The sequence below is a fragment of the Phaeacidiphilus oryzae TH49 genome (genome assembly GCF_000744815.1).
Taxonomy (GTDB): domain Bacteria; phylum Actinomycetota; class Actinomycetes; order Streptomycetales; family Streptomycetaceae; genus Phaeacidiphilus; species Phaeacidiphilus oryzae.
The window spans coordinates 1,282,237-1,305,213 of the sequence record NZ_JQMQ01000005.1; the positions used below are offsets into that span (position 1 = coordinate 1,282,237).

The following is a 22,977-nucleotide window of genomic DNA, read 5'->3' on the forward strand; positions in this document are numbered from 1 at the left end:
CGATCGCCGACGCGGTGTCAACGGGAGAGAGCTGTGACGGAGATGATCGATCAGCCCAGGTCCGAGGAGACCGTCGGCCCTCTGGAGCGCGGGCTCCGGGTGCTGCGGATCATCGCCGGGCGGGAGGGCGCGACCCGCCCGGCCGAGCTGGCGAAGGAGACCGGGCTGGCCCGCTCCACGATCGACCGGGTGGCCACGACGCTGACCCGGCTCGGGTACCTCCGCACCGAGGACCGCGACCTCCAGCCGGCCCCGCGGCTGCTGGACCTCGGCGACGCGTACCTCACCGCCTCCGGCATCGCCGACCCGCTGGCGCCGCACGCCCGTCGGCTGGCCGAGCGGCTGGACGAGTCGGTCTCGCTGGCCGTCCCGGACGGCGACGGCGTCCGCTTCATCAGCCAGACCACCCGCCGCCGGGCGATGTCGCTGTCCTTCCGGATCGGCGACCTCCTCCCCGCCGAGCGCTGCGCCCCCGGCGCGCTGTTCGCCGCCGACTGGGACGAGCGGGACTGGGCGGTCTGGCGCCGCCGGCTGGCCGCGGACCCGCGCCACACCGGCTTCCCCGCGGTCCCGGACCTGCCGGCCGGGCCGGGGGCCGCGCCGGAGGCCCTGTCGCAGACCGGGCCGGAGACCCCAGCGGGCGGTGGCGCGGCGGCCCGGGACGGCTCCCCGGCGGCTCAGGACGGCGGCCTCGCAGCGGGCGGCTTCGCGGAGCGGGTCGCCGCCGCCCGGACGGCCGGGTACGCGGTGGACGACCAGCTGATCGAGCCCGGGCTGGTCGCGGTCGCCGTGCCGGTGACGGATCCGGCCGGCCGGCCGGTGGCGGCGCTCAGCGTGGTGTCGCACACCAGCCGGCACACCGCGGCCGACCTGCTGGACAGCACCCTCGGCGAGCTCCGGGCGGCCGCCGCCCGGATGACCGGGGCACTGGCCGAGGCGGCGGGTGGCGGCGGGACGACCGGCGGGGCGGCCGGCAAGACGGCCGACGTGGCGGCCCACGGCACCCCCGCCGCGGCCGGCCGCCCCGGCGCCGTCCGCGAGCCGGCGGCCCCGGCCGGCTACGGCTACTCCCCCGCGGACAAGGCCGACCTCGGGCCGGAGTTCCTGCAGTCGCTGGCCCGCGGCCTGGCCGTACTGACCGCGCTGGGCCGGCGTCCCGGCGGGCTGACGCTGAGCGCCGCCGCCGAGGCGACCGGGCTGCCCCGGGCCACCGCCCGGAGATCACTGCTGACGCTGCGTCAACTCGGCTATGTGGAGTACCTGGAGGCGGACGGCCGGCGGTTCCGCCCGCTCCCCCGGGTGCTCGAGCTCGGCTACGCCCGGATGGCCGGTCTCGGCTTCCCGGAGATCGCCGGGCCGCATCTGGCCGAACTCTCCGCCCGGCTGGGCGAGTCCACCTCGGTGGCGGTGCTGGACGGGGACGACATCAGGTACGTGGCCAGGGTGCCGACCCGCCGGATCATGAGCGTCAACATCACCATCGGCACCCGCTTCCCCGCGCACGCCACCAGCATGGGCCGGGTGCTGCTGGCCGGACTGCCGGCGGCCGAGCGGGCGGAGTACTTCCGGCGGGTGGAGCCGCGGGCGCTGACCCGCCGCACCGTCACCGACCCGGACCGGCTGCGGGAGCTGGTCGACCGCGCCGGGGCGGACGGCTCCGCCGTGGTGGACCAGGAGCTGGAGGACGGGCTGCGTTCGGTGGCGGTGCCGCTGCGCGACCGGACCGGGCGGGTCACCGCCGCGCTCAACGTCTCGCTGCACGCCGGCCGTCCGGACTCCGATCCGGAGGAGGACCGCCGCCAGATGCTCCCTGAGCTGCTCACCGCCGCGGCGCTGATCGAGGCCGACGCGGCCCGGGTCACCCGGCGGGCGGCCGACTGAACGGCGGCCGAATCCCGGTGGGAATTCCGCCCGTTGGCGGTGCGGGAAGGCCACTTGCAGGCATATGCCAGATTATGGAGAAGGTGGCGGGCCCGCACTCCGCGAGAGTACTGCGCAGACCCGCCACCACCCGCCGATGCCGCTGATCGGCGGGTTTTCCTCCCCCTGTCCAGCCAGTGGCGTGCGGGGACAGGACGCTCCGCTGGTCAGGTGAGAGGAGCTTTTCATATGCCCGCCCGGAATACGGGGGCACCGGGAAGCCGGATCGAAAGGACTCCCGCGGGGCCGTTCACCGCTGGGCTGTGGGGCATATGCGGCCGGGGGCTCGGGCTGCTCCTTCAGACTAGAGCGGGCGACGCGTTGTGGCCAGCCCCGCACGGGGCCTATCTCCGGCCATTTCGCCCGGTACGGTACGACCCGTGAACGTCGAATACCGCGCTTGGAACCAGGAGTTGACGATCCGCCGGCCGGACGGCACGGCCAAGGCCGAGGGCGGCGAGTGGGAGTACCAGCGATACACCCTGCCGCATCACCGCCCGCCGCTGGCCGCCACCCAGCTCATCGCCTCCTGGAACGCGGACACCCCCACGGGCACCTGGATCGAGGTGCGGCTGCGCGCCGACTACCCGTCCGGCGGCCGCTCGCCCTGGTACACCATGGGTCGCTGGGCCCGCACCGACGCCGACATCCGGCGCACCTCGGTGACCGGCCAGGGGGACGGCCGCAGCCGGGTCTCCACCGACGTGCTGGAGCTCGCCGCCCCCTCCGGGCACGAGCGGTTGACCGGATACCAGCTCCAGCTCGTCCTCTACCGCCGCCCGGGGCTTGCGGTCTCCCCCCGGGTCCGCCGCGCCGCCGTCTGCGCCTCCGCCGTCCCGGACCGCTTCGAGGTTCCGGCCGGCGCCCCCGGGCTGGGCGGGCGCGCGGTCGAGCTCGCGCTCCCCCGCTACTCGCAGGAGCTGCACCGCGGCGAGTACCCGGAGTACGACGGCGGCGGCGAGGCCTGGTGCTCACCGTCCTCCACCGAGATGGCGGTGGAGTACTGGGGCTGCCGGCCGACTCCCGCCGAGCTGGCCTGGGTGCGTCCCGACTACGCCGACCCGCAGGTGGACCACGCCGCCCGGTCCGTCTACGACGCCGCCTACCGGGGCTGCGGCAACTGGCCTTTCAACGCCGCCTACGCGGCCTCGTACGGGCTCAACGCGGCGGTCACCCGGCTCCACTCGCTGAACGACGTGGAGCGGCTGGTGGACGCAGGCATCCCGGTGATCACCTCGCAGTCCTTCCGGGCCGCCGAGCTGGACGGCTCCGGATACGACACCGCCGGCCACCTGATGGCGGTGGCCGGCTTCACCGCGGACGGCGACGTGGTGGCGCACGACCCGGCGGCCCCGGACGACCCCGCCGTCCGCCGGGTCTACCGGCGCCGCCAGTTCGAGACGGTGTGGCTGCGCACCCTGCGGCACCGGGCGGACGGCAGCCTCGGCACCGGCTCCGGCGGGGTCGTCTACCTGACCTGGCCGGCCGAGCCGACCCGGCGTCAGGCCGCCGCGCTGGCCTCGGTCGGCGTGGCCTGAACCGGGCCCCCGCCGGGACGGCCGGGGCGGCCGGGGTCTGCTTCAGCCCGTCCGGGTCCGCCCCGGTCCGCCCCGGTCCGTTCCGCCCTACTCCGGCGGGGTGGGGGTCTCCGGGGACTGGTACATCGCCTGGATGTCCAGCTCCAGCTTGATCCGGGGGCCGACGATGGCGATGCCCCGGGCCAGCATCTCCCGGTAGGGCAGGGTGTAGTCGTCCCGGTGGAGCTCCGCGGTGGCGCGGGCGGCGCAGCGCAGCTCCTCGCCGTAGCCGCCGGTGACCGTGCCCAGGTACTCGGTGTCCAGCTCGACGTTGCGGGTGACGCCGTGGAGGGTGAACGAGCCGGCCACGGTCCACTTGGTGCCGCCCCGGAAGATGAACCGGTCGCTGGCGAAGTGGAGGTACGGGAACCTGTCCACGTCCAGGAAGTCCGCGGAGCGCAGGTGGTTGTCCCGGGTCTTGTTGCCGGTGGTCAGCGAGGCCGCCTTGATGGAGATCTCCACCTGGGAGTCCTCCATCCGGTCGGCGACCAGGATGCCGCCCTGGAACTCGGTGAACCGGCCGTGGACGTTGGCCATCCCGACGTGCCGGGCGACGAACCGGATCGCGGTGTGCGGCGGGTCGAACATCCAGGTGCCGGGCGGCGGAAGCTCCTTGAGCGCGGCGGTCTGCAGCGCGATCCGGCCGAGGTCGGCGACCCGCCCCGGCACGGACTCCAGGTTCGCCCGGTGCGGCTGCAGACCCTCCGAGCTGATCAGCACGGAGTAGGTGCCGGGCGGGAGGCTGGCGAAGAACATGCCGTAGGGGTCGGTGACACCGCTGACCGCCTTGCGGCGGGTGGCGGTCTCGGTGACCGAGACCTCGGCGCCGGCCAGGGTCTGGCCGAAGGGGTCGAGAACGGTGAGGTTCACCCCGCCCGCACCGGGCGCCAGCGACGCGCCGGCGACACGCCCCGCGGAGGACGAGGCCGCGGACGCGGACGCGCCGGCACCCCCTCCGCTCATCGATCCGGCGCTTGCGGCGCCTGAGTTCCGTCGTCGGAGCCGCCCCAGGACCATGCTCCTCCTCACCTCTCCTCGTGAATCTGCTCTAGGGCGCACATAGTTCCATATGCCGAGCGGACAATCACATTCACTCCCTCGGCTATGGCGTTCCGGGGTTCCGCACCGCTCGTCCTGTACTGGTGGGAGCAGCCCAAGGCCACCTCGAAGGAGAGGGGCGCAGTCACATGACGCCGCCCGCCGCCCGCCGCCCGCGCACCGCGCCCGCCGTCGCCCTGGTCACGGCCCTGGTCACGGCGTTGGTCACGGCGTTGGTCACGGCGCTGACCGGGGCGGTGGCCGGCGCGGCGGCCCCGGCGGCGCCAAGTCACCCCGCGCACAGGAGGGTTCTGACCGTCGCCGTCGCCCAGACGGTGGACTCGCTCAGCCCGTTCACCGCGCAGCGGGTGATCAGCACGAGCATCCACCGAATGATCTATGAATATCTGACGAACTATTCGGCTAAGGACGCCTCGGTCATCCCCGGCCTCGCCACCTCCTGGCAGGCCTCCCCTTCCGGGCTCACCTGGCGCTACACCATCCGCTCCGGGGAGAGGTGGTCCGACGGCGTCCCGGTCACCGCCCACGACGCCGCCTTCACCTTCAGCAAGATGATCAGCGACCCGGCGGCGGCCACCGCCAACGGCAACTTCACCGCGAACTTCGCCTCGGCCACCGCCCCAGACGACCGCACCCTGCTGATCAGACTGAAGCGACCGCAGGCCACCATGCTCGCGCTGGACGTGCCGATCGTCCCCGAGCACATCTGGAAGAACGTCCGGGACTACGCCTCCTTCAACAACGACCAATCCTTCCCGATCGTCGGCGACGGCCCCTTCGTCCTCACCCGCTACCAGCCGGACCAGTACATCCGGCTGGACGCCGCCCGGCACTACTGGCGCGGCTCGCCCCGGTTCGACGAGGTCCTCTTCAGGTACTACAAGGACCAGGACGCGGCGGTCGAGGCGCTGCGCAAGGGCGAGGTCTCCTTCGTCTCCGGGCTCACCCCGGCCCAGTACGACTCGCTCCGGCACACCCCCGGCATCACCGCCGACCTCGCCTCCGCCAAGCGGTTCTTCGCCCTCGCCATGAACCCAGGCGCGAGCGCCCTCGACGGGCAGCGCTTCGGCGACGGCAACCCGGCCCTGCGCGACCCGAGGGTCCGCCGGGCCGTCCAGTACGCCATCGACCGCGAGCGGCTGGTGGAGAAGGCCACCCAGGGCTACGCCGTGCCCGGCGCCGGCTACCTCCCGCCCCGCTACCGGACCTACCACTGGGCGCCCGACCCCGCCCACGCGATGGGCTACGACCCGGCCCGGGCCGAGGCGCTCCTCGACTCCGCCGGCTACCGGCGCGGCCCGGACGGGATCCGCCGCACCCCGCGCGGCGGCCCGCTGACCCTCCGGCTGCTCGGCCACAACACCGACCCGCAGGACCAGCGGGCCGGCGAGTACATCGCCGGCTGGCTGCGGAAGGCCGGCATCCAGGTCGACCAGTCCTACGTCGACCCCAGCACCCTCGCCGCCCGGGAGCAGGCCGGCGACTACGACCTGGCCTTCGACGGCTGGGCGGTCAACCCGGACCCGGACTACGTCCTCTCCATCCAGACCTGCGCCGCCCGGCCGCAGACCCCCCGATCGGCGGGCGCCACCGACGACTTCCTCTGCGACCCCGCCTACGACCGGCTCTACCGGCAGCAGTCCGAGGAGTACGACCCGGCCAGGCGGGCGGCGCTCGTCCAGCGGATGCAGCAGCGCCTCTACGAGGACGGCTATCTGGACGTCCTCTACTACCCGGCGGTGCTGGAGGCCTACCGCAGCGACCAGATCGCCTCGATCCAGCGCCAGCCGCTGAACGGCGGCAACATCTATCCGCAGGACGGCTACTGGTCCTGGTGGTCCGCCGTCCCCGGCAGCGGAGCGGCGGACGGGGCCGCGGGCCCGTGGGCGGGGCTGACGGGGAAGCTCGGCACCGGCGGAGGGCTCGGCCTGGTGTTCGCCGCCGTCATCCTCCTCGGCGGACTCGCGGCCCGCACCGTGCGCCGCCGCCGCACCCGCGACGAACGCGAGTAGGTTGCGGACCATGGCCGCCACCTCCGCCACCACCGACACCGTCGCCGCCGCAGCGGCCGGCGGCGGCCCGGCGGGGCCGTCCGCCCGGCGGCGCTGGACCGGGGCACTGGACGGCGCCCTCACCGTCGGCCGCCGGCTGGCCGGTGCGGCGGTGTCACTGCTCGCGGTGAGCGTGACCGGCTTCTTCCTCTTCCGGGTGATCCCCGGCGACCCGGTCCGCACCATGACCCGCGGGCAGGCCACCAGTGCGGCCCAGATCGCCCAGCTCACCAAGGAGTTCGGGCTGGGCGAGCCACTGCCGCGGCAGTTCCTCCGCTATCTGGGCGGACTGCTCCACGGCGACCTCGGGCTCTCCTACCAGTACCGGACGCCGGTGTCGGAGCTGATCGCCCGTCATATCGGGCCCACCGTACTGCTGGTGGGCACCGCACTGGCGATCGCGGTGGCGCTCGGTCTCGGGCTCGGCACCCGGGCGGGCTGGCGGCCCGGCGGCGCCGGCGACCGGATCGGCACCGGGATCGCGCTCACCCTGTGGTCGGTGCCCACCTTCTGGCTCGGCCTGCTGCTGATCGTCGGACTGGCGGTGGGGGTGCGCGGTCTGCCCGGGCTCTTCCCCACCGGCGGACTGGACTCCGGCGACGGGGCCACCGGTTGGGCGCACGCCGGCGATGTGGCCTACCACATGGTGCTGCCGGTGACCACCCTGGTCGCGGTGACCTACGCCCAGTTCCTGCTGGTCATGCGCTCCTCACTGCTGGACGAGCGGGGCGCCGACTACCTCACCACCGCCCGGGCCAAGGGACTCCGCGACGACCTGGTGCGGCGGCGGCACGCGGTGCCCAACGCGATACTGCCCACGGTCACACTGATCTTCGTCAACCTCGGCGAGGTGGTCGCCGGCCAGATCCTGGTCGAGACCGTCTTCTCCTGGCCGGGGCTCGGCTCGCTCTTCTACGAGGCCCTCCGCGTCCCCGACCTGCCGCTGCTGCAGGGCCTGTTCCTCTTCTTCGCGGCCGCGGTGATCCTCGCCAACCTCGCCGCCGACCTCGTCTACCCGCTGCTCGACCCGAGGGTGAGGGCCGGCTGAGATGACCGATGCCGCGCACCGGACCGTACCCGCAGGCCCCGCGCCGGGCGGCTCCCTAGCCTGGGCCCGCCGGCGGGCCGCCACCGCCCGCTTCTGGCAGGCCTACCGGGCCGACCGGGCCGGACTCGCCGGGCTGGCACTGCTCCTCCTCTTCGTCGGGGCGGCCGTACTGGCGCCGGTGCTGACCGGCGGCCCGCAGGCGGTCAGCATCATCGACGCCCCCGGCACCCCGTTGCAGCCGCCCGGCGCCGGCTACCCGCTCGGCACCGACGGGTACGGGCGCTCGGAGCTGGCGCTGCTGCTCTGGGGCGCACGGATCTCGCTCACCGTCGGGTTCCTCGCCACCTTCCTCTCGATGGCCATCGGCGCCGTGCTCGGCATCCTCGCCGGGCACTTCGGCGGGTGGCCCGCCACCGTGCTGATGCGGATCACCGACTGGTTCCTGGTGCTGCCCACCCTGGTGCTCGCGGTGGCGCTGGCCTCGGTGCTCAGCCCGGGGACGGCGACGATCGTGCTGGCCATCGGCGTCACCACCTGGCCGCGTACCGCCCGGCTGGTGCGGGCGCAGACGCTGGCCGTCGAGGGCCGGCCGTACATCGAGCGCTCGCGGGCGCTGGGCGGCGGGCACCGGCATGTGATGGCCCGTCATGTGCTTCCCAACGTCATGCCACTGGTGCTCGCCCAGACCACGCTGACCGTGGCCAACGCGATCCTCACCGAGTCGACGCTGGCCTTCCTGGGGCTCGGCGACCCCGGCACCGTCTCCTGGGGCGGACTGCTCCAGGACGCCCGGCAGGCGGGGGCGGTCAGCGCCGGCGACTGGTGGACGCTGCTGCCGCCGGGACTGGCGATCGCCGCGGTGGCGCTCTCCTTCACCCTGTGCGGCCGGGCGATGGAGTCGGCGCTCAACCCCCGGCTCCGAGGGGGACGTTGAGCGATGGACGAGATCCTGCTGCGGGTCCGGGACCTGCGGGTGGCCTACCCCGGCGGGGTGCCCGCCGTCCGCGGGGTGGACCTGGAGCTGGCCGCCGGGCAGCGGCTGGGCCTGGCCGGGGAGTCCGGCTCGGGGAAGTCCACCCTGGCGCTGGCGCTGCTGCGGCTGCTGCCGCCGGGGACCCTGGTCACCGGGCGGGCCGAACTCCACGGGCAGGACCTCCTCGGCCTCCCGTGGGGGCGGCTGCGGGCGGTCCGCTGGGCCGGGGCCTCGGTGGTCTTCCAGGGTGCGATGCACGCCCTCAACCCGGTCCACCGGATCGGCGAGCAGCTCGCCGAGCCGATCCTCCTCCACGAGCGGGGCGTGCGGCGGCCGGCCGCCCGGCGGCGGGCCGGGGAGCTCCTCGAACAGGTCGGCCTGCCGGCGGCGCGGGCCCGGGCGTACCCCCACGAGCTCTCCGGCGGGCAGCGGCAGCGGGTGATGATCGCCATGGCGCTGGCCTGCTCGCCCGACCTGGTCATCGCCGACGAGCCGACCACCGCCCTGGACGTCATGGTGCAGGCGCAGATCCTGGAGCTGCTCGGCCGGCTGGTCGGGGAGCGCGGGATCGGGCTGCTGATGATCAGCCACGACCTGGCCGTCCTCGCCGAGACCTGCGACCGGATCGCGGTGATGTACTCCGGCCGGATCGTCGAGGAGGGCCCGGCGGGCTCGCTCTTCACCGACGCCGCCCACCCGTACAGCGCCGCGCTGGGCTCCGCCTTCCCCCGGATCGGCGACCCGGCGGCCCGGATGCGCCCTCGCGGCCTCCCCGGCGACCCGCCCGACCCTCTGGCGCCCCCACCGGGCTGCGCCTTCCATCCGCGCTGCCCGAGCGCCCGCCCGGAATGCGCCCGCTCCGACCCGGCGCTGACGGCGGCGGGCCCGGGCCGCCGTGCGGCCTGCCTGCTGGTCGGCGCGGGTCCGGCCGGGCCGCACGTGCCGCGCGGACTCGAAGAAGAGGAAGGGAGTCCGGCGTGACGGCCTCGGTCGGTACCAGCGGTGGCGGCGCGGGGACGGGGACCGCGGGCCCCGCGCTGGCCGCCGACGCGTTGCGGGTGGACTTCCGCGCGCGGGGGCGGGGTGTCGCGCGGGCCGTGGACGGGGTGGATCTGGACGTCGGCGCGGGCGAGATCGTGGCGCTGGTCGGGGAGTCCGGCTGCGGGAAGTCCACGCTGGCCCGGGCGCTGCTCGGGCTGGTGCGGCCGACGGCCGGCGAGGTCCGCTGGCGGGGCCGCCCGCTGACGTACCGGTCGGCGGCGCTGAAGGCCTACCGGCGGCAGGTGCAGCTGGTGCTCCAGGACCCCTCCGGGGCGCTCAACCCCCGGCACACGGTGTACGAGGCGGTCGCGGAGGGGCTCCGCATCCATGGCCGCTACGGGGCCGAGGAGGGGGGCGGGGCCGAGGAGGGGGCGGGGCTGAGGACAGGGGCGGGGCGGACGGCGGGAACGGCGGGAAGGGGTCGCATCGCGACGAGCGCGCCCTGGTCGCCGAGGCGCTGGCCCGTGCCGGGCTGCGTCCCCCCGAGCGGTTCTTCCTCCGCTACCCGCACGAGCTCTCCGGCGGCCAGCGGCAGCGGGTGGTGATCGCAGGCGCGCTGGTGCTGCGCCCGGCGCTGCTGGTCGCCGACGAGCCGGTGGCCTCGCTGGACGCCTCCGTGCGCGGGGAGATCCTGGCCCTGCTGCTGCGCCTGCGTACCGAGTTGGGCCTGTCCGCCCTGGTCGTCACCCACGACCTCGGCCTGGCCTGGAACATCGCCGACCGGGTGGCGGTGATGTACCTGGGCCGGATCGTGGAGACCGGAACCGTGGAGGAGGTGCTGACGAACCCTCAGCACCCCTACACCCAGGCGCTGCTGTCCGTCCTTCCGGAGAACCGCCCGGCGGCCGGCGGCCCGGCCGTCCTCGCCGGCGAGCCGCCCGATCCCACCCGCGTGCCGACCGGCTGCCGGTTCCGGCCACGTTGCCCGGTGCTCGCCGACGGCCGCGCCGAGGCCGCAGGGGTCGCGGAGCTCTGCCGGACCGCCGATCTCCCGGTGCTGGCGGGCGGCACGCCCGGCGTCGCCTGCCACTGGGCCTCGGCCGCGCGGCGGCCGACCGAGGGGGATTGAGATGATGGCCCGGTGACGCCCCACTCCTCCCCCGCGACCGGCAACCCCGGCGAGGCCGGCAGGTCCGGCACGCCCGGCAGGTCCGGCACGCCCGGCAGGTCCGGCACGCCCGGCATCGACGTCCGGCGCGCCGGCGCCCGCTTCCGGACCCTGGAGGAGGGGCGGCTGGACTCCCGGCACTCGTTCTCCTTCTCCCAGCACTTCGACCCGGAGAACACCCACTTCGGTCTGCTGCTGGCATGCAACGAGGAGGTGCTCGCGCCCGGCGCCGGCTTCGACACCCATCCCCACCGCGAGACCGAGATCGTCACCTGGGTGCTGGCGGGCGCCCTCGCCCACGAGGACTCCGCGGGCCACCGGGGCGAGCTGCGGCCCGGCCAGGTGCAGCGGATGAGCGCGGGCAGCGGCGTCCGGCACAGCGAGCGCAACGCCTCCGCCGCCGAGCCGGTGCACTACGTGCAGATGTGGCTGGCGCCGGACGTCCACGGCGGCGAGCCCGGCTACGAGCAGCGGGAGGTCGGCGGCCGCCTGGAGTCCGGCGGCTGGACGGTGCTCGCCTCCGGGCGGCCCCGGGACGAGGGCACCGGCGCGATCGGCCTCCGGCAGCGCGGCGCCGCGCTCCACGCCGCCCGGCTCGGCCCGGGCGGATCACTGCCGCTGCCCGCCGGGGCCGCGTACCTCCATCTCCTCGTCGTGAGCGGCGAGGTGACCCTCGACGGCGACGGCGACGGCGGCGGCAGCGGCGCCGTGCCACTGGCCGCCGGCGACGCGGTGCGGATCCGCCGCTCCCCCGAGGGGCTCGGCGTCACGGCCGCGGCCAGCGGCGGCGCCGAACTCCTCGCCTGGGAGATGGACTTGGACCTCAGGGACCTGCTGGGCTGAGCTTTCACGCTTTCTGTCTTGACCACGTCATAACCCGGCGGGACCATCCCTCCTGCACCCCGAGCACAGCCCAGCCGGCCCAGCCAGCCCAGCCAGCCCAGCCAGCCCAGGACCACAGTCCACCCGCACCACAGCCGAGTGGGTGCGTCTCCCCAGGCCGGATTCGGACGATCCCCACCCAGGAGGAACGTTGTCCGCAAGTTCGCGTTCGCGCAGGCTCCGCCTCGCGACGGCCGCCGGCGCGGCGGTCGCGCTGTGCGCCGGGGCCGGGCTCCCGTCCGCCGCCGCCTCTCCGCCGACCGGCGCCTCCCCGGCCGCGTCCACCGCGTCTGCGTCCACCGCGTCCACCGCGTCCTGCCCGTGGGTCGGCCAGTCGGCGTCCCCCGGCACCCGCGCCGGCGAGGTCCTCGCCCGGATGACCCTGGACGAGAAGATCCAGATGGTGCACGGAATCGGCATGTCGACATACGTCGGCATCGTCCCGGCGATCAGCCGGCTCTGCGTCCCCGCGCTCACCCTGGAGGACGGCCCCGCCGGGGTCGCCGACGGGATGACCGGGGTCACCCAGCTCCCGGCCCCCGTCTCCCTCGCGTCCACCTGGGACACCGGACTGGCCGGCCGGTACGGCGCGGTGGTCGGCGCCGAGGAGCGCGGCAAGGGCGCCGACGTCGACCTCGGTCCGACCATCAACATCGTCCGCGACCCGCGCTGGGGCCGGGCCTTCGAGACCTACAGCGAGGACCCCTACCTCACCGCGCAGCTGGGCGACGCCGACATCGAGGGGGTGCAGAGCCAGGGCGTGCTGGCCGTGGCCAAGCACTTCGCGGTCTACAACCAGGAGGCGAACCGCAACAGCCCGGCCGACGACGCCGTCGTCGACCAGCGCACCCTCCACGAGATCTACCTGCCGCAGTTCGAGAGCGCCGTCAAGCAGGCCGGCGCCGCCTCGGTGATGTGCTCCTACAGCTACATCAACGGCTCCGACGCCTGCTCCGACGACCAGACGCTCCGTCAGATCCTCAAGGACGACTGGAAGTTCACCGGTCCGGTGATGTCCGACTGGTGGGGCACCCACTCCACCGCCGACTCCGCGAACGTCGGCCTCGACCTGGAGATGCCGGGCGGCGCCACCGACCCGTACTTCGACGCCGCGCTCAAGGCCGCGGTGGCGGCCGGGCAGGTGCCGCTCTCCCGGGTGAACGACATGGTGACCCGGGTGCTCACCGAGGAGTTCCGCTTCGGCCTCTTCGACCGGCCCGCCACCGGCTCGCCCTCCGCGACGGTGACCAGCGCCCAGCACACGGCGGTCGCCCGCGGCGTCGCCGAGGACGGCACGGTGCTGCTGAAGGACTCCGCCGGGCTGCTGCCGCTGAGCGGCGCCCACGCCCGCTCGATCGCCGTGATCGGCGACGACGCCGGGCCGGACGCGGTCAGCGGCGGAGGCGGCAGCGCGCATGTGACCGCCCCGCGGCTGACCACCCCGTACCAGGGGATCAGTTCCCGGGCGGGCTCCTCGGCCGACGTCCGGTACGCCCAGGGCATCGCCCCGCTCAGCGAGTTCACCCCCGTTCCGGCCCAGGACCTGAGCGTGCCGTACCTGCCGGGGGCGCGCTACTCGGCCACCCTGACCGTGCCGACGACCGGCGACTACGTCCTGTCCGCCGCCAACTCGGCCAGCACCTACACCCCGACCACCCTCTCCGTCGAGGGCAGGCCGCTCTTCACCATCGGCGCCACCCCCGGCGACCACGCCGCCTCCGAGCTGGTGCACCTGACCGCGGGTCAGCACTACCCGCTGGCCATCGACGGCCCCAGCACCTCCCTCACCTGGTCGGACGCGGCCACCACCGCGCGGACCATCGGCGCGGCGGCGGCCGAGGCGAAGCGGTCCGCGGTGGCGGTGGTCTTCGCCGGCACGCCGGAGTCCGAGGCCATGGACCGCCCGACGCTGGGCCTCGGCGGCGGACAGGACGCGCTGATCTCGGCGGTGGCCAAGGCCAACCCGAACACCGTGGTCGTCCTCAACACCGGCTCCGCCGTCGCCATGCCGTGGCTGAAGCAGGTCCGCGGGGTCTTCGAGGCCTGGTACCCGGGGCAGGAGGACGGCTCGGCGATCGCCGCCCTCCTCTTCGGCGACGCCGACCCGTCCGGCAAGCTCCCGGTCACCTTCCCGGCGAGCCTCTCCGACGTGCCGGCGTCGACCGCCGCGCAGTGGCCGGGCACGGACGGGCAGGTGCGGTACTCCGAGGGCCTGGGCGTGGGCTACCGGTGGTACAGCGGGCAGCACATCGCCCCGCTCTTCGCCTTCGGCTACGGCCTCTCCTACACCCACTTCCGCCTCAGCGACCTCCGGGTGGCCTCCACCGGAGGGAGGCGGGGGGCGGTGACCCTGCGAGCCGACATCACCGACACCGGTCCGCGCGCCGGATCCGACGTCGTCCAGGCCTACGTGGGCGATCCGGGCTCCACGGGCGAGCCGCCGGAGCAGCTGAAGGCCTTTCAGAAGGTCTCCCTCTCCCCCGGCCAGACCCGCACCGTCACCCTCACCCTGGACCCGCGCGCCTTCGCCACCTGGTCCACGACGGCCAACGCCTGGACCGTCGCCCCGGGGACGTACCGGCTGATGCTGGGCGACTCCTCCACCGACCTCCCGCTCCGGGCGGCGCTCACCCGCGCCGGGGGCCTCGTCCCGTGATCTTGCCCACCCCTCGCCCCGATCCGGAATGACCGGATGCCCCGCCCCGTTACACCGGCTCGCCACGACAACGGAAAACCGGCGAGCGAAGGCGGCGACACGACGATGGGCGAACTCGTCCTGATCCGGCACGGCGAGACCGAATGGAGCCGGAGCGGACAGCACACCGGCTGGACCGACCTCCCGCTCACCGCCCACGGCGAGCAGCAGGCCCGCGCCCTCCGCCCGCTGCTGGCCGGCCGCCGGATCGCCCGCGTCCTGGCCAGCCCGCTCGGCCGCGCCCAGCGCACGGCCGAGCTGGCCGGGCTCACCCCCGACCGGGTGAAGTTCGAGACCACGCCCGACCTCCACGAATGGGACTACGGCGGCTACGAGGGCGTCAGCACCGACGAGATCCACCGCACCCGGCCCGACTGGTACCTGTGGACCGACGGCGTGGCCCCGGGCCCGCCGGACCACCCGGGCGAGACGGTCGAGGAGGTCGGGGCGCGTGTCGACCGCGTGCTGGCCTACGTCGGCGACGCCCTCGCCGACGACCGGGGCGGGGACCGGGGAGACGACTGGGGCGACGACCGGGGCGGGGACGTGGTGCTGGTCGCCCACTCCCACGTCCTCCGCGTCCTCACCGCCCGCCGCCTCGGCCTCCCGGCCTCCGCCGGCGCCCTCTTCCGCCTGGACACCGCGGCCCTCAGCACCCTCGGCCTGGAACACGGCCGCCCGGTCGTCACCGGCTGGAACATCCACCCCTGACCCCACCCCACCGTCAACCACCCGGTCAGCCCCCGCCCACGCCACCAACCTTCCGGGTGCTTCCCCCGCCGTCGCCCCTGCTCCGACCCCCTCCCCCAGTACGTTGGGCTCCCCCTTCCCCACCAGAAGGACACCCCAGATGCCCTGGCAGGACGGCTACGACATCCTCGGCGACGCGGGCGGCGCCGGCGCCGGCGGCGCGGACCCGCTGGGCGTCCTCGGCTCCCCCGGCCCTCAGATCGGCGACGTCCTCGCCGCCGCCGGCGCCGTGACGACCATGGCCGAGGCCGTCACCGTGTCGCCGACCTACTCCGGCACGGCCGGAGCGCCCCGCTTCGCCGCGGTGGGACGCCTGCCGGCCCCCGGCAGCAGATACCCGGCCCTGGGCTTCGACCCCGCCGCCGGGGACCTGTCCGAAGTGGCCCGCCTGGTCTCGGCGTTGGCCGACGCGGGGCACCGGCTCGGCCATGCGCACGCCCTGGTCCAGCGGATGCAGGCGGACCGGGACTCCTGGCAGGGCGAGGCCGCCGAGGCCTTCCACCGGAAGCTGAGCGACGTCCTGCCGAAGTACCTGGAGGAGGGGCAGCAGTCGCTGGGCAAGGCGTCCAGCGACCTCCGCGGCTGGCAGGCCCGCCTGGAGGGCTACCAGGCGAAGGCCCGCGGCTACGAGGCCGACGCCCAGTCCGCGCGAACGGCGTTCGGCCGCGCCTGGGCCGACGCGGTGTCAACAGCCGCCGACCACAAGGGATCCCTCGCCCTCCAGGACCGGCACTTCGGCAGCGACGCGAAGCTGCGGCAGGCCGAAGCCGGCATCAAGGCCGCGCTGTCCGCCGTCGAGGACGCCACCAAGCGGGCGTCCTCCGCGTACTCCTCCCTCCAGCAGGTGATCTCCGAGGCCAAGTCCCTCGCCGACGCCTACTCCGAGGACGCCTCCGCCGTGGCCAGAACCCTCCACGCGGACGCGAAGGACTCGGCCCCACACCGACCCGGCTTCTGGCAGCAGGCCGGCGACTGGCTCAAGGACCACAGCGGCGACATCCTCTCGGCAGCGGCGGCGGTGTGCGGAGTAGTCGCACTGTTCTGCCCGATCTTCGCCCTCCCGGCGGTTCTGCTGAGCGCAGGCGCGTTCGAGGAGCACCTTCGACAGGACTTCCATGAGGAGGGCGCCTTCTCCAAGCCCGGCACCTGGATCGCGCTTGCAGGAGACGCACTCGGCGCCCTGCCCGGGGTCGGGATGGCCGCGAAGGGCATCAGCCTTGCCCGGGGTTCCTCCGAGATCGCCGGTCTTGCGGCGGACGCCGGAAAAGCCGAGTCGCTTTGGCGCGGAGCGCAGGAGGTGGGGAAGGAGGCCGGCGGCGAGAACGCGGTCGGCGAAACCCTCCAGCGCGTCGTCAACAAGGTGCACACCGGAGACTGGAATCAGATGAGCGATGCTTCCGAGCTGGCCGCAAGGCGGTTCCAACTCGGCCTCAATGTCGCCGGCGCTTCGCTGGCCACCGAGGGACTGGTGCCGGAGGTGGGTGACAACGAGCACTTCAAAGCCGCGAACGACTCCTATGGCACGACGACCGCGGTCCCTGCGGCGATCGACTCGTACAAAATGCTCAGGGGCCTCCTGCACCATGCCGGCTAACCGGCGGAGACCTGACGGCAGCACGGCGGGCCACTTGACTATCGGAGGTACGGAGATCTTTCGCTTCCTGAAGAAGAACGCGACTCCAGGGGACCACGAGGGCAACGTCCGGAAGGTGTTCGACCGCGCCCGCGGCAGCGGGACAAAGGTGGGCCTCGACCCTGCGGCCAGCAAGGTCTCGGTCGAGCGGATCGACGAGATCGCCTCCGAGTACGGGTTCCGGTTCACCGGCTTCAAGACCTTCAAGGGCGGAAACAGTTGGCGGATGTACTCCGAGTAGCGAATCTGATGAGAACCGCAGCGCCCGCCGGAAACTCGAACACCGATGAGGTTGCCCGTGAAGCCGTCGATCGACCTGGGCTACACCATCCCGCAGGGGTTTTTCGGTCTCCCCGCGCTGGACGATCCCGAAGTCCTGGCCGATGAGCTCCAGCCGAGAATCGCCCAGATCTCCACGGCTGCCGGAGTCGAAGCCCAGAAGCTGCGGGACCTGTACGGCACCGTCTTCGGATCCTTGATTGCGGCTGGAGCCGTGTACATCGGCTTCGGCTACTTCCGCGCGGACGACGGCAGCGTGTCCACGGCCACCCTCAACGTGTTCGTCAAGGGCAGTCCCGAGACGAAGGCGCATATCGCTGCGGCCCAGATCTTGGCGGCCCACTCCGAAGGCGGATCCGCTCACACCCCGGGCATGTCGGCGACCGCGGTCGAACTCCCATGCGGGCCGGCGGTCTTCGTCATGCGGATGACGCTCCCGCCGAGCGACGTGGGCGAGGCACCGCCTGCGGCATGGCAGGCGCAGGCCGTCATCCCGATGCCCGGGGCCCAGCGCGTGGTCGTCATCGACCTCAGCACCGCCTCGGTCACGGATGCCGCGTACTACGCAGGCGTTCTGGACGGAATCGCCCGCACCGTCACCTTCGGCACGCCCACTCCACCTCGGCAGCAGACGAGCGAAGGCTCGTCACCCGTTCTCTCGAACATCACCCGCGTCCTCGGCTGATCCGCCCGCTCCTCGGGAGCTCACCTCGTTGTCACGATCAGCCGATCTCCCCCACCCGCCGGCATAGAACCCAAGTGCCGTCACCCGTCAGGTACTTGTCCACCGTGAGGCCCGCCTCGGAGAGGAGGGACTCGAATTCGGGGGTGGTGAGGAGTTTGCAGAGGAAGGTCTGGGTCCAGCCGGCGTCCGGGAAGTCGTACTCCGCGTGGACCGAGTGGACGCCGTCGTCGCCGACCGGGGTGGAGGAGACGATCCGGGCCGTGTAGCCCGCCGGGTCGACCCGCTCGCGCGGGAGGTTGTCGTGCCAGCCCTCGCCCTCGCGCTGGATCAGCACGCAGCCGCCCTCGGCGACATGCTTCGCGCAGGTACGGAGCAGCCCCCGCCGCACCTCCGGGTCCCCCGCGTGCACCAGGAACGACGCCAGCATCACCACGTCGAACCGCTGGTCGAGGTCGAGGCTCTCGATCGGGCTCTGGATCTTGCGCGCGGCGCCGCGTACCCGCGCGAGCATCTCCGCCGACTCGTCCACCGCCGTGACGGTGAAGCCCCGTTCGAGCAGGGCGTGGGTCACCCGCCCCACCCCGCAACCGAGTTCGAGGATGTGCGCGCCGGCCGGCACCGCCCCCGCGATGATGTCCGGCTCGTCCCGTACCGGCAGCCGCGCGTACAGCTCGACGGCGCAGCCGTCCGGGGTGATCGCCCCGGGGCCGGTGCCCTGGTATCCCGTTCGCATCGTGATCCCCATACCGGTCGAACGGCCCGCGCGGCACTCTGGTTCCGCGCATCTGTCAGGCTTCCTTGACACACGCCGCCGTGTCAGGGAATCCTGACGGCATGAGTGGTGAAGGCGAAGAGGAAGACGAAGGCGGCGCCGCCGCACTTGCGGGCAAGGTCACCAGCAAGGACCCCGCCGTCGGGCTCCGGGCGGTCGCCGCACTGCGGAGGCTGCTGGAGGAACTGGAACGGCTGCACGTCGACAACGCCCGCGCGCAGGGCTGGACGTGGCAGAGCATCGCGACGGAACTGCGGGTCAGCAGGCAGTCGGTGCACGAGAAGCATGCGAGCAGGCGCAAGGCCATGGGCAAGGAGGACTGAAGGTGTTCGACCGTTTCACGGAGCTCGCCAAGCGAGCGGTGGTGGCCTCACAGGACGTGGCCATCGCACTGGGCCACGACTTCATCGGCACCGAGCACATCCTCATCGGCCTGGCACAGACCGCCGGCACCGCGAGCGAGGTACTGCGCGCCCACGGTGTGGAGCTGGAACGGGTGCGCGACGAGACGGTGCGGCTGCTCACCGAGGCGGGCGTCCCCGCCACCGGCGGCCAGCCTGCCAAGGAGGCCCTGGCCTCGCTCGGCATCGATGTGGCCGAGATCCAGCGCCGGGCCGACGACGAGTTCGGGCCGGGCCAGTTCCAGTTCCCCCGCCCCGCCTACACCCCGCACGCCAAGAAGGCGCTGGAGATGACGGTGCACGAGGCCGCCGCGCTGGGGCATCCGATGCGGATCGACACCGAAGACATGCTGCTCGGCCTGCTGGCGGCGGGTGAGGGTGTCGGCATCCAGGTGCTGGAGGCGCTGGAGGTCGACACCGCCGCCCTGCGGCGCTCGGTCCTCGACCGCGCCACCGGGGAGGCCGGGGACACTGGGGGCACCGAGGCCGGATAGCCGGCGACAGCGGGCGTAGGGCGGCTCCGGTCGGCGCCGCCCTACGCCGATCCCGTCAACTCCGTTGCAGCACCAGGCAGACGAAGCCGAAGCAGTCACGGTAGTCGCGCAGCCACTCCGCCCGGTGCTCGGCGGCGAGCGAGAGCGCCTGCTCGCGGTCCTCGGCCGGGAATCCCGGCTCCAGCGCCGCGGCGGTCAGCGCGCCGGTCCAGCACCACTCGTACTCGTCGAGCTCCTCGCGGGTGCTGATGTGCCCGTAGACCGGGGCCCAGCCCGCCTGGACGGCGAGTCCGACGGTGCCCGCCAGGTCGGGGAACTCGCCGAAGATCTCCTCGGCCTCCGGCGTCGGCTTGCCCTCCCAGAAACCGTCGCCGACGAGCAGTCGCCCGCCGGGCGCGACGTGTCGGCCGGCCGCCTCGATCGTCCCACGCAGTCCGCCGAAGGCGTGCGCCGCGCCCACGCAGGCGACCAGGTCGTAACCGCCCTCCCCGGCGGCCTCGTTGGCGTCCCCGGTGCGCAGTTCCAGGCGGTCCTCGACGCCGCGCCGCCGCGCCGACTCCCGGGCCTCCGCCAGCGCGCCGGCGGAGAGGTCGACGCCGACGGCCCGCAGCCCGGGCCGCCGCTCCAGCGCCCGGACCAGCCATTCGCCGCGACCGCAGCCGAGGTCGAGCATCCGGCTCCCGGCGTACTCGTCGGTGCCCGCGGGCAGCGCCCGCTCCAGCAGGCGGGCGACCGCCTCGTCGGTCAACGGGGCCGCCACGGGGTGCCACGCGTGCGCGAGTCTCGATAGTTCGTCTCGTTCCACCCGGGTACCCTCACATCGCGCAGGGCACGGCCGCACCCGGTTTCCGAAATCCCGCTCGGCCGCTGCTCAGACCAGAAGTGCCGGCGCGGCGGCCGAGGCGAGCGGCGCCGCCGACTCGTCCGGTCCCCACTCGAACGCGTTCCCGGCGACCCAGGCCTCCTGGATCCGGTTGCCGTAGAGGTCCAGCACCAGGTGACCGCCGCCGCTGTGCTGCGCGGAGTGGACCGGGCCGCCACCCGCGGGCTGCAAGGCGGAGGGAGCGGAGGGAGCGGAGGGAGCGGAGGGAGCGGAGGGAGCAGAGCAAGAAGGCCCGGGCGCCGAGGCCGGCGACGCTGCCGAGGCCGGCGACGCTGCCGACGCCGCCGACGCCGCGGCCGCCCCGCCGGCCAGCACCGCGGCGGTGAGACCGGATACCGCGATCATCCTGCTCCTGAGCTTCATCTGCTGACTTTCCTCGCCGTGGTCGCCTGCCGGGATACGTGGATACCGCACCTGACTACCCTGAACCGGCCGGGCAGCCCGCCGCCAGCGACCTCGGTCCCGGCCCTCGGGGACCTCCGTCAGCCCGAGTGGCCCGAGTCACCCGACCGAGCCGTCCCGTCCGCCCGCCCCGCCCGCCCGGCGCGCCACTCCGGCGCCAGCACCGACCAGACCTCCAGATCCTGCCGCACCCCTCGGTGGAGGTTGGCTCCCCGCAGCACACCGTCCCTGGACATCCCCAGCCGCTCCGCCACCGCGATGCTCGGCCGGTTCTCGGAGCAGACGACCCACTCCACCCGGTGGATCCCCCGCTCCTCCACGGCCCAGTCGATGATCACCCGAGCGGCCCTGGTGACCAGCCCCCGGCCGACGCCGGCCGGCTCCAGCCAGCAGCCCGCCTCGGCGGTGCCGCGCGCGAGGTCCATGGTGCGGAAGAGGACGCCGCCGACCAGCGTGCCCTCGGCCGTCCGGATCCCGTAGATCCGCCCGGTGTCGGCCGCCGCCTTCTCCGCGTAGGACCGGAGGAAGGCGCGGCTGGAGGCGAGATCGGTGACGGCGTCCGCCAGGCCGATGTACCGGCCGATGGACTCCCGCCCGCGGTCGATGTCGGCCAGCAGCTCATCGGCGTGCCGCGGCTCCAGCGGGAACAACCGGGCGCCGTCCTGGCCGAGGGATACCGCGAACATCCGAGCCTGCTTTCGTACTGTCGGTTTCGTGCTGTCCGGTTTCGTACTGTCCGGTATCTGGGAGAACTGGACCTTCGGGACCGAAAACCCGAGGATCCTCTCACGTCCCACGCCGAGAGGACTCGCGTGTCACCCGACCTCGGAGACCGTCCGGCGATCACAGAACCGGTTGCCAGGGAGGCGACATGACGGACCATCAGCGGCCCGCCGGGCCGGCGGCGCGGATCCAGGCGGTCGGCGAGCAGGACTGGGAGTTGTGGCGCGGACTGCGGCTGGCCGCCCTCGCCCAGGCTCCGCAGGCGTTCAAGTCCCGTCTGGCGGACTGGGAGCGCGGCGGCGAGGCGCGCTGGCGCGAGCGGCTGGCGGATCCGCGGGCACTGAACCTGGTCGCCCGCTCGGCGGGCGAGCCGGTCGGGCTGGCCAGCGGCGTCCCCTCGGGCCACGATCCCGCCGAGGCCTGCGAGCTGCGCTCGCTCTGGGTGGCGCCGCAGGCCCGCGGGCGCGGCGTGGCGGACCTGCTGATCGGCGAGGTCGAGGCCTGGGCCCGGCGGCGCGGGGCACGCACCCTCCGGCTCGCGGTGATCCCGGGCAACGCGCCGGCGACGGCCGCCTACCGCAGGCACGGCTTCCAGGACTCCGCGGTCCTCGGCGACCTCCTCCCGGACGGGACGACCCGTGAGCTGGTGCTGGAGAAATCGCTGGACGCGCGGCCCGCGGGTTCCCGAGAATCGCCCTCGTGACCGAGAAGCCCCTCTCACCGGACGAGGTCGAGGCCTTCGTACGGGACGGTTTCGTCCGGTTGGCCGGCGCCTTCCCGACCGAGGTCGCCGACGACTGCCGGGCGTTCCTGGCGAAGGCGGTGGCCGAGGAGACCGGGATCGACGCCGACGACCCGTCGACCTGGACGCGGCCGGTCGTCCGCCTGATGGGCTTCGGCGCGGAGCCCTTCCGGCGGGCGGCCCGCACCGCCCGCCTCCACTCCGCCTTCGACCAGCTGGTCGGCCCGGGCCGCTGGATGCCCAGGGACGGCATCGGCACGTTCCCGATCCGCTTTCCGCACCCGGACGACCCCGGCGACGCCGGCTGGCACATGGACGGCAGCTACACCCCCGAGGGCGAGCGGACCTACTGGCTCAACCTCCGCTCCCGCGGGCGCGCGCTGCTGATGCTGTTCCTCTTCTCCGACACCGGACCCGAGGACGCGCCCACCCGCATCAAGGTCGGCTCGCATCTGGACGTCCCGCCGTTCCTCGTCCCCTACGGCGAGCGCGGGGTGGACGGCCTGGAGCTCTGCCACCGGATGGACGCGGCAGGCGCGCTGGACTCGCCCGCGCGCCCGACCGTGACGGCCACCGGCCGGGCCGGGGACGTGTACCTCTGCCATCCGTTCCTGATCCACGCGGCCCAGCGGAACCGCGGGCGGCGCCCGAAGTTCATGGCCCAGCCGCCCCTGATGCCCACCGGGCTGCTCGACCTCGGCCCCGAGCCGGCGGAGGCCCCGGCTCCCGGCGGCCCGGCCGCCGACCACTCCCCCGTGGAGCGGGCCGTGCTGCAGGCCCTCGGCCGCCAGCGAGCCCTGGGCGGCTAGCGGGCCCCCGGTCGCTAGCGGGCCCTGGCCGCTAGCGGGCCCTGGCCGCC

The 22,977-nt window shown here is 74.1% G+C and carries 21 protein-coding genes and 1 pseudogene; 17 read left to right on the top strand and 5 right to left on the bottom strand.

The genetic code is table 11. The annotated features are described in order from the left end of the window. Window positions 1-42 precede the first annotated feature (42 nt). Window positions 43-1,881, top strand: a complete 1,839-nt coding sequence (locus BS73_RS10030) for an IclR family transcriptional regulator domain-containing protein (RefSeq protein ID WP_037578953.1) — start codon at window positions 43-45, stop codon at window positions 1,879-1,881. Between the two features lie 419 nt (window positions 1,882-2,300). Beyond that, window positions 2,301-3,458, top strand: coding sequence for a C39 family peptidase (locus BS73_RS10035; protein ID WP_407674984.1), 1,158 nt, complete (start codon window positions 2,301-2,303; stop codon window positions 3,456-3,458). Window positions 3,459-3,545: 87 nt separating this feature from the next. On the opposite strand, the gene BS73_RS10040 is transcribed toward BS73_RS10035, so the two are convergent. Continuing rightward, window positions 3,546-4,514, bottom strand: coding sequence for a YceI family protein (locus BS73_RS10040; protein ID WP_037571204.1), 969 nt, complete (start codon window positions 4,512-4,514; stop codon window positions 3,546-3,548). Window positions 4,515-4,684: 170 nt separating this feature from the next. On the opposite strand from BS73_RS10040, the gene BS73_RS10045 reads away from it, so the two are divergent. The 11 genes and pseudogenes from BS73_RS10045 (at window position 4,685) to BS73_RS10090 (ending at window position 17,701) form a co-directional block, all read left to right on the top strand. Next, a complete protein-coding gene (locus BS73_RS10045) occupies window positions 4,685-6,568 on the top strand; it encodes an ABC transporter substrate-binding protein (protein WP_084703949.1) in 1,884 nt (627 codons plus the stop codon). A 10-nt stretch (window positions 6,569-6,578) separates the two neighbouring features. Next, window positions 6,579-7,655 (top strand): ABC transporter permease, encoded by a 1,077-nt coding sequence (locus tag BS73_RS10050; RefSeq protein WP_084704613.1) that lies wholly within the window; start codon window positions 6,579-6,581, stop codon window positions 7,653-7,655. Between the two features lies 1 nt (window position 7,656). Then, window positions 7,657-8,589, top strand: coding sequence for an ABC transporter permease (locus BS73_RS10055; RefSeq protein ID WP_051939769.1), 933 nt, complete (start codon window positions 7,657-7,659; stop codon window positions 8,587-8,589). Between the two features lie 3 nt (window positions 8,590-8,592). Further along, a complete protein-coding gene (locus tag BS73_RS10060) occupies window positions 8,593-9,609 on the top strand; it encodes an ABC transporter ATP-binding protein (protein WP_037571206.1) in 1,017 nt (338 codons plus the stop codon). Between the two features lie 77 nt (window positions 9,610-9,686). Further along, a pseudogene (locus tag BS73_RS10065) lies at window positions 9,687-10,738 on the top strand (ABC transporter ATP-binding protein). A gap of 12 nt (window positions 10,739-10,750) precedes the next feature. Continuing rightward, window positions 10,751-11,620: a pirin family protein gene (locus tag BS73_RS10070; RefSeq protein WP_235215363.1), complete on the top strand. Its 870-nt coding sequence runs from the start codon at window positions 10,751-10,753 to the stop codon at window positions 11,618-11,620. A gap of 190 nt (window positions 11,621-11,810) precedes the next feature. Then, a complete protein-coding gene (locus BS73_RS10075) occupies window positions 11,811-14,315 on the top strand; it encodes a beta-glucosidase H (protein ID WP_051939770.1) in 2,505 nt (834 codons plus the stop codon). 105 nt (window positions 14,316-14,420) lie between these two features. Continuing rightward, entirely contained in the window at window positions 14,421-15,065 is a 645-nt protein-coding gene (locus tag BS73_RS10080) for a histidine phosphatase family protein (protein WP_037571208.1), read from the top strand. A 139-nt stretch (window positions 15,066-15,204) separates the two neighbouring features. Next, window positions 15,205-16,698, top strand: coding sequence for a hypothetical protein (locus BS73_RS10085; protein ID WP_037571211.1), 1,494 nt, complete (start codon window positions 15,205-15,207; stop codon window positions 16,696-16,698). Window positions 16,699-16,813: 115 nt separating this feature from the next. Further along, complete coding sequence (locus tag BS73_RS37220) at window positions 16,814-16,978, top strand: hypothetical protein (protein ID WP_235215364.1); 165 nt, start codon at window positions 16,814-16,816, stop codon at window positions 16,976-16,978. A gap of 57 nt (window positions 16,979-17,035) precedes the next feature. Continuing rightward, a complete protein-coding gene (locus BS73_RS10090; RefSeq protein WP_152617566.1) occupies window positions 17,036-17,701 on the top strand; it encodes a hypothetical protein in 666 nt (221 codons plus the stop codon). Between the two features lie 37 nt (window positions 17,702-17,738). On the opposite strand, the gene BS73_RS10095 is transcribed toward BS73_RS10090, so the two are convergent. Beyond that, entirely contained in the window at window positions 17,739-18,434 is a 696-nt protein-coding gene (locus BS73_RS10095) for a class I SAM-dependent methyltransferase (protein WP_037578959.1), read from the bottom strand. A 101-nt stretch (window positions 18,435-18,535) separates the two neighbouring features. On the opposite strand from BS73_RS10095, the gene BS73_RS10100 reads away from it, so the two are divergent. Together BS73_RS10100 and BS73_RS10105 are read left to right on the top strand one after the other, a co-directional pair. Continuing rightward, window positions 18,536-18,796 carry a hypothetical protein gene (locus BS73_RS10100; protein WP_051939771.1) on the top strand — a complete coding sequence of 87 codons (261 nt, stop codon included), beginning with the start codon at window positions 18,536-18,538 and terminating at the stop codon, window positions 18,794-18,796. A gap of 2 nt (window positions 18,797-18,798) precedes the next feature. Beyond that, on the top strand, window positions 18,799-19,368 hold the full coding sequence (locus tag BS73_RS10105; RefSeq protein ID WP_037571218.1) for a Clp protease N-terminal domain-containing protein: 570 nt from the start codon (window positions 18,799-18,801) through the stop codon (window positions 19,366-19,368). Window positions 19,369-19,423: 55 nt separating this feature from the next. Here the strand turns inward: BS73_RS10105 and BS73_RS10110 are convergent, their stop codons facing one another. The 3 genes from BS73_RS10110 to BS73_RS10120 form a co-directional block, all read right to left on the bottom strand. After that, on the bottom strand, window positions 19,424-20,173 hold the full coding sequence (locus tag BS73_RS10110) for an SAM-dependent methyltransferase (RefSeq protein WP_037571219.1): 750 nt from the start codon (window positions 20,171-20,173) through the stop codon (window positions 19,424-19,426). 66 nt (window positions 20,174-20,239) lie between these two features. Beyond that, window positions 20,240-20,422, bottom strand: coding sequence for a hypothetical protein (locus BS73_RS10115; protein ID WP_037571221.1), 183 nt, complete (start codon window positions 20,420-20,422; stop codon window positions 20,240-20,242). Window positions 20,423-20,733: 311 nt separating this feature from the next. Further along, entirely contained in the window at window positions 20,734-21,339 is a 606-nt protein-coding gene (locus BS73_RS10120) for a GNAT family N-acetyltransferase (protein ID WP_037571223.1), read from the bottom strand. 185 nt (window positions 21,340-21,524) lie between these two features. On the opposite strand from BS73_RS10120, the gene BS73_RS10125 reads away from it, so the two are divergent. Together BS73_RS10125 and BS73_RS10130 are read left to right on the top strand one after the other, a co-directional pair. Next, window positions 21,525-22,079 (top strand): GNAT family N-acetyltransferase, encoded by a 555-nt coding sequence (locus BS73_RS10125; RefSeq protein WP_051939772.1) that lies wholly within the window; start codon window positions 21,525-21,527, stop codon window positions 22,077-22,079. Next, complete coding sequence (locus tag BS73_RS10130) at window positions 22,076-22,927, top strand: phytanoyl-CoA dioxygenase family protein (protein WP_037571231.1); 852 nt, start codon at window positions 22,076-22,078, stop codon at window positions 22,925-22,927. Before BS73_RS10125 ends, BS73_RS10130 begins: the two co-directional genes overlap by 4 nt. Window positions 22,928-22,977 lie beyond the last annotated feature (50 nt).

Excerpts from the sequence above, each read along its gene's own strand:
- BS73_RS10030 (WP_037578953.1), top strand. The coding sequence starts at position 43 with ATGATCGATCAGCCCAGGTCCGAGGAGACCGTCGGCCCTCTGGAGCGC.
- BS73_RS10040 (WP_037571204.1), bottom strand. The coding sequence starts at position 4,514 with ATGGTCCTGGGGCGGCTCCGACGACGGAACTCAGGCGCCGCAAGCGCC.
- BS73_RS10045 (WP_084703949.1), top strand. The coding sequence starts at position 4,685 with ATGACGCCGCCCGCCGCCCGCCGCCCGCGCACCGCGCCCGCCGTCGCC.
- BS73_RS10050 (WP_084704613.1), top strand. The coding sequence starts at position 6,579 with ATGGCCGCCACCTCCGCCACCACCGACACCGTCGCCGCCGCAGCGGCC.
- BS73_RS10055 (WP_051939769.1), top strand. The coding sequence starts at position 7,657 with ATGACCGATGCCGCGCACCGGACCGTACCCGCAGGCCCCGCGCCGGGC.
- BS73_RS10060 (WP_037571206.1), top strand. The coding sequence starts at position 8,593 with ATGGACGAGATCCTGCTGCGGGTCCGGGACCTGCGGGTGGCCTACCCC.
- BS73_RS10080 (WP_037571208.1), top strand. The coding sequence starts at position 14,421 with ATGGGCGAACTCGTCCTGATCCGGCACGGCGAGACCGAATGGAGCCGG.
- BS73_RS10085 (WP_037571211.1), top strand. The coding sequence starts at position 15,205 with ATGCCCTGGCAGGACGGCTACGACATCCTCGGCGACGCGGGCGGCGCC.
- BS73_RS10095 (WP_037578959.1), bottom strand. The coding sequence starts at position 18,434 with ATGCGAACGGGATACCAGGGCACCGGCCCCGGGGCGATCACCCCGGAC.
- BS73_RS10100 (WP_051939771.1), top strand. The coding sequence starts at position 18,536 with ATGAGTGGTGAAGGCGAAGAGGAAGACGAAGGCGGCGCCGCCGCACTT.
- BS73_RS10120 (WP_037571223.1), bottom strand. The coding sequence starts at position 21,339 with ATGTTCGCGGTATCCCTCGGCCAGGACGGCGCCCGGTTGTTCCCGCTG.
- BS73_RS10125 (WP_051939772.1), top strand. The coding sequence starts at position 21,525 with ATGACGGACCATCAGCGGCCCGCCGGGCCGGCGGCGCGGATCCAGGCG.